Source organism: Sphingobium sp., assembly GCF_035511395.1.
Classification (GTDB): Bacteria; Pseudomonadota; Alphaproteobacteria; order Sphingomonadales; family Sphingomonadaceae; genus Sphingobium.
This window is the reverse complement of record NZ_DATKFP010000134.1, coordinates 1-4,976: the sequence shown is the minus strand read 5'-3', so window position 1 is coordinate 4,976 and position 4,976 is coordinate 1. Positions and strand designations below refer to the sequence as shown.

7 protein-coding genes are annotated in these 4,976 nt (G+C 60.8%); 3 read left to right on the top strand and 4 right to left on the bottom strand.

Translation table 11 applies throughout. The features are described 5' to 3' along the window. The 4 genes from VMR39_RS09105 to VMR39_RS09090 form a co-directional block, all read right to left on the bottom strand. The coding region (locus tag VMR39_RS09105) for an acyl-CoA dehydrogenase family protein (protein ID WP_325415653.1) at window positions 1-626 on the bottom strand (626 nt) is incomplete at its 3' end. Window positions 627-636: 10 nt separating this feature from the next. Continuing rightward, window positions 637-1,554, bottom strand: coding sequence for an SDR family NAD(P)-dependent oxidoreductase (locus VMR39_RS09100; RefSeq protein ID WP_024018971.1), 918 nt, complete (start codon window positions 1,552-1,554; stop codon window positions 637-639). 43 nt (window positions 1,555-1,597) lie between these two features. Beyond that, entirely contained in the window at window positions 1,598-2,125 is a 528-nt protein-coding gene (locus tag VMR39_RS09095; RefSeq protein WP_229710705.1) for a TIGR02444 family protein, read from the bottom strand. Between the two features lie 95 nt (window positions 2,126-2,220). Continuing rightward, window positions 2,221-3,081 (bottom strand): alpha/beta fold hydrolase, encoded by an 861-nt coding sequence (locus VMR39_RS09090; RefSeq protein ID WP_008828102.1) that lies wholly within the window; start codon window positions 3,079-3,081, stop codon window positions 2,221-2,223. 139 nt (window positions 3,082-3,220) lie between these two features. Between VMR39_RS09090 and hpaH the strand changes: the two genes are divergently transcribed. The 3 genes from hpaH to VMR39_RS09075 all read left to right on the top strand — a co-directional run. Continuing rightward, the gene (gene hpaH / locus VMR39_RS09085; RefSeq protein WP_008828101.1) at window positions 3,221-4,036 is read left to right on the top strand and encodes a 2-oxo-hept-4-ene-1,7-dioate hydratase; all 816 of its coding nucleotides are present in this window, start codon (window positions 3,221-3,223) and stop codon (window positions 4,034-4,036) included. Window positions 4,037-4,045: 9 nt separating this feature from the next. Beyond that, on the top strand, window positions 4,046-4,834 hold the full coding sequence (locus tag VMR39_RS09080) for an HpcH/HpaI aldolase family protein (protein WP_008828100.1): 789 nt from the start codon (window positions 4,046-4,048) through the stop codon (window positions 4,832-4,834). A gap of 4 nt (window positions 4,835-4,838) precedes the next feature. Continuing rightward, window positions 4,839-4,976, top strand: a 138-nt coding sequence (locus VMR39_RS09075) for a CoA transferase (RefSeq protein ID WP_325415654.1), incomplete at its 3' end; no start/stop codon positions are given.

Sequence of the window (4,976 nt, the reverse complement as noted above, 5' to 3'; positions counted from 1 at the left end):
CCCGACTGGCCCATCTTCCTGTCCGACTTGCAGATCGTCACGCCGGGTATGTCAAGCGGGACGATGAATGCCGATATATGGGCGTTTTTGGGCAGATTTTCCATGGCCGTCCGCGCCATGATCAGTCCAACCTTCGCAAAGGGCGAGTTGGTAATATATCGCTTGGTGCCATTGAGAAGCCAGCCGTCGCCGGTCGGCACCGCAGTCGTCTGCAGACCCGCCGCATCTGATCCCGAACCCGGTTCGGTCAGGCCGAAAGCGGCGATTTCACCCGCGGCAATGCGCGGCAGCCATGCAGCCTTCTGCGCTTCTGTTCCACCATTCTTGAGGGCTGAGGCGAACATGCCGACATTGATCGAGATGATCGAGCGGAATGCCGGCATCGCATAACTTAGCGTGTGCATGGTGCGGATATACTGGCTGATGTTCATGCCGGCGCCGCCATGCTCTTCCGGTATGGTCAATCCAAACAGACCCATGTCGCGCATCGCTTCGAGGACGTTTTCGGGGATGAGGTCGGTTTCAATAATTTTGCGCTCGACAGGAATGAGCCGGTCGCGCACGAAGCGTTCAAGCTGTATCAAGAATTGTTCGAAGACTTCTGCATCCATGCCGGCGTTGCTCATCGGTTACCTGTCAGATTGGATCATAAGGAAAGACATGCGCCGAGACTTCATCGGCGCGCGCGAAGCTGCTGCGAAACGAAGGTACAAGCTCGTGGGCAATTGCCTCCGGCGTCCAGCCTTCGACCTTGGTCATCGACCGGATCGGCCGGGGCTTGCAAAACAGGGCGATTTCATTCTTGCGAACCGCGAAAATCTGGTTGGTCACGTCCTTGGATAGGTCGGATGCCAGATAGGCAACCAACGGCGCGATCTTGTCTGCCGACATGGATTGCAACCGTTGGACACGTTCGTGTTCGGCAGGCGTTGTCGCGGGAATTGACGAGGTCATGCGGCTCCACGCAAAAGGCGCGATGCAGTTCGAGCGGACGCCAACTCGCGCCATGTCGAGCGCGATAGACTGCGAAAGCGCGACGACGGCCAACTTTGCCGCCGAATAGTTCGCCTGCCCGATGTTGCCGATCAGACCGCTCGTCGAAGTGAAATGAACGAAACTGCCCGCCTTCTGTTCACGAAAATAGGGCGTGGCGGCCTTGGAAACGTTGAAGACACCAGTAAGATTGACCGCGATGACGCTGGTCCAGTCCGCGTGACTCATCTTGTGCCAGATGCTGTCTCGCAAGATGCCTGCATTGTTCACGACCGCATCGATTCGGCCAAATTTCCGTACCGCATCCTCGATAATGCTCTGCGCCTCCGCCGGATCTGCAACATTACCGAAGTTGGCCGCCGCTTTGCCCCCGGCACCGATGATGTCGTTAGCGGTGTTCTGAGCGAATGCGGTATCGCCGCCGTTGCCCGCCTGCGCCACGCCAGGATCGTTGACGATAATTGCCGCCCCCTGCGCGGCGCAATACAACGCCAGTTGGCGACCTATTCCGCGCCCGGCACCAGTGATCGCGACAACTGATCCATCCAGGCACCGATCCATATCCCGTTCCTCAAATGCAATTAGCCCGACAGGCAGGACTGGCTCAATGCCAGGCTCTGGCAACAAGCTCACCCAGTTCCTCTGCCACTCCGCCAGATGTGCTCGCCAAGGTACAATAGTTGGCAAAGCTTGCCTGGACTGCTGCTTCGGACGACTCGGCACGGGTCAACTGGTCCAGGTCCAGCCCAGCGAGCATTTGGGACTGGACCAGACGTTCACCATGCAACTCTGCCGTCTTCAGCGCCGCATAGGCTGCGGCGTTAATTTCCGACTCAGGCGTACATTGGCACCACTGCTTCATCCAGCGCCGCACCGAACGGACCGGTTGCACGAAGCGTTCATTCGCAGTTGCTGCCGAGTGCTGCGCGGCCTCGATGTCCGAAACAGCGAGAATGGTGCAACGCGCCCCTGCCAACCAAAGGCAAAGCAACACCGTGTTGACGTCACACCCATGCTGATCCTGCAAGGCAAGGCAGGAAGCTGCCACGCCCGGCTTGGCATAAATGTGTAAGGAATAGTCCCATAACGCCGCCGCGTGCTGCTCCACCTGAATTGAAGCTTCATCACCCACTGGCGGCACGGCCGGGCCTTGGTCCGACCGTGCCGAAGTACCCAATCGCGGACCTTGGTGAAAATGCTGACCAGACATGCAACGAGGCCAACCGCCTAGAACGTGCGGGCGCCGAAATGGATTTCCATCATCGGACGCATGACATCCCACCGTTCCAGCTGCGACCAGTGGCCCGAACGGTCGAGAACGTACAGTTCGGCATGCTTGAGATGCTGGATCAGGTATAGGCTGGTGTCGAGCGGCACCACCCGGTCCTGACGGCCATGGAAGATCAGCACTTCGTGCGGCATTTTGCCCAGCAGTTCGGGCGGCATGTTGAGCGTCTCAATGCCGTTCTTCATCGAATCGATCATCTTGACCGCGGTCTTCATGATTCCCGGATCGGTGGCGATCTTGTAACGGTTCTCGACGATTTCCTCCATGCCTTCGAACTTCTCGGCATCGTAGGCGAAGCTGTGCATCACCTGGCGATAGCGGGCATATCGTGGGTCGGAATAGAACGAGAGCAGGCGGATCAGTTCCGGGGTGCGCGGGCCGGGGGCTCCGATCGAACCCATCAGCACCACCTTGTCGATTGTGTCGGGCTCCTCGCTCATCATTTGCAGGGTCAGCGCGCCGCCCATCGAATTGCCTACAACGTGGGCCTTCTTCACACCGAGCGCCTCAAGCAGGCCAAAGCACTGGTCGACCCGGGTGCCGATCCAGCCCATCACGCTGTCAGGCCACGGATCGGGAATCACCGACTGGCCGAAACCGATCAGGTCGGGCGCGATCACGAAGAAGTTTTCGGCGAGGTCCGGCATCAGGTGATACCAGTTGGATGCGGCATGTGCGCCCGGACCCGCACCGTGAAGCAGCAGAATTGCCGGCTTGGACGGATCGCCCGCCAAGAGGGTGTGCGAGGTCAAGCCGCGGCCCGTGATCTTTTCTTCCCTGATAACCCCTTCAGCAGCCATGACATTCTCCCATGTGATCCTGACGATATATTCGCGCGACTCCTTGCCGGAGTTCACAGTCAATTTTGCCGGAGCCTAAGATATCGTTTGACATTGTGCAATGAGTTTTCCCAAGTGTTGCGCATTGGGAGCAGGACACATGACAGGCGAGACATTCGACGATCGACTGGTCGCGCAATTGGCGCAGGAACTCGACCATGCCGAGCAGACCCGCGAACGGATCCGGCCGTTCTCCGTGCGCTATCCAGGCATGCAGATCGAGGATGCCTACCGCATCAACCAGGCCTGGGTCGATCTCAAGCGAGAGCGCGGCCGGGCCGTCTTTGGTCACAAGATCGGCCTGACCTCGCGCGCGATGCAGCAGGCAGCCGGAATCACCGAACCCGATTACGGCACCTTGCTGGATGACATGGTGTTCGAACAGGGCAGCGACGTGCCGACCGCCCGGTTCATCACGCCCAAGGTCGAGGTCGAACTGGCCTTTGTGCTCGGGCGCCGCCTGGAAGGAGCACAGACGACGATTTTCGACGTCCTGAGCGCCACCGACTATGTGGCTCCGGCAATCGAGATCATAGACACCCGGGTGCATCCCAAGGATGCCGAAACCGGAGTGGCGCGCAAGGTCCTGGATACGATCAGCGACAATGCCGCCAATGCCGGAATCATCGTCGGCGGTCTGCCGGCGAAACCCGACGGGCTCGATCTGCGCCGCATCGGCGCCCTGCTCAGCCGCAACGGGGTGATCGAGGAAACCGGCCTTGCGGCAGGGGTGCTTAACCACCCCGCCAACGGCGTCGCCTGGCTGGTACGGCGGCTCGCGCCTTGGGGGCAAGGGCTCGAAGCCGGAGAAGTCGTGCTTGGCGGATCGTTCACGCGCCCGGTCGAAGCGGCGCCGGGCGATGTCTTCAACGCCGATTTTGGCGAGTTTGGTTCAATCGGGTTCCGGTTCGTTTAAGGGGCGAAAATGCAGACACCGGTCAACCGCTTCAAGGCGGCCTTGCGCGAAGGTCCGGTCCAGCTTGGCTTCTGGTTGGCCCTGGCCCATCCAGACATTGCCGAAATCTGCGCGGGCCATGGCTATGACTGGCTGCTGATCGATGGCGAACATGGCCCGCAAACCCTGCCCGGCATCGTCGCGCAGCTGCGTGCGGTCGAGGCGACGCCGCCGTGTTCGGCGATCGTCCGGATTGCCGGCCACGATCCGGTAGCGATCAAGCAGGTTCTCGATCTTGGAGCGCAGACTCTGATGGTTCCGATGGTCGAGACCGCCGAACAGGCCCAGGCCATCGTAACTGCGTCCCGCTATCCGCCTGCAGGCGAACGCGGCCTCGGCGGCGCCCGTGCCGCGCGCTGGGGTGGCTATCCTGCCTATGTCGCAGAAGCCAATGCGCAGGTTTGCATCATCGCCCAGATCGAGACCGCGACCGCCGTCGACAACATTGAGGCGATCGCCGCAGTGGACGGAATCGACGCGCTGTTCCTTGGACCTGCGGACCTGGCCGCGACCGAAGGTTTGCTGGGCGCAATCAATTTCGATGCCCTGTTCAAGCTGACCGGCGAAGCACTGGCGCGGATCGTCTCAACCGGCAAACCGGCCGGGATCCTTTCGCGCGACGAACGCCTCGTCCAGCAGTTCCTCGATGGCGGTGCCCGCTTCATCGCCAACGGGATCGACAGCTTCACGATGGCCAAGGGCGCGGGCGACGGACTCCGGGTCTGGCGTGAGCGTATCGCGGCACAGGGCGGCAACTGAGGCTATGGCAAAACCGGCTTGGCAGACGCCTCGTTCCAGTGACCCGGTCAAACCGCTTGATGGCGTCCGGGTGCTTGAATTAGCCCGCATCCTGGCTGGCCCATGGTGCGGACAGCTGCTGGCGGACCTTGGCGCCGAAGTG

Bases quoted from the DNA above. Each gene is read 5' to 3' on its own strand.
- VMR39_RS09100 (WP_024018971.1), bottom strand. From the start codon at position 1,554: ATGGATCGGTGCCTGGATGGATCAGTTGTCGCGATCACTGGTGCCGGG.
- hpaH (WP_008828101.1), top strand. From the start codon at position 3,221: ATGACAGGCGAGACATTCGACGATCGACTGGTCGCGCAATTGGCGCAG.
- VMR39_RS09080 (WP_008828100.1), top strand. From the start codon at position 4,046: ATGCAGACACCGGTCAACCGCTTCAAGGCGGCCTTGCGCGAAGGTCCG.
- VMR39_RS09090 (WP_008828102.1), bottom strand. From the start codon at position 3,081: ATGGCTGCTGAAGGGGTTATCAGGGAAGAAAAGATCACGGGCCGCGGC.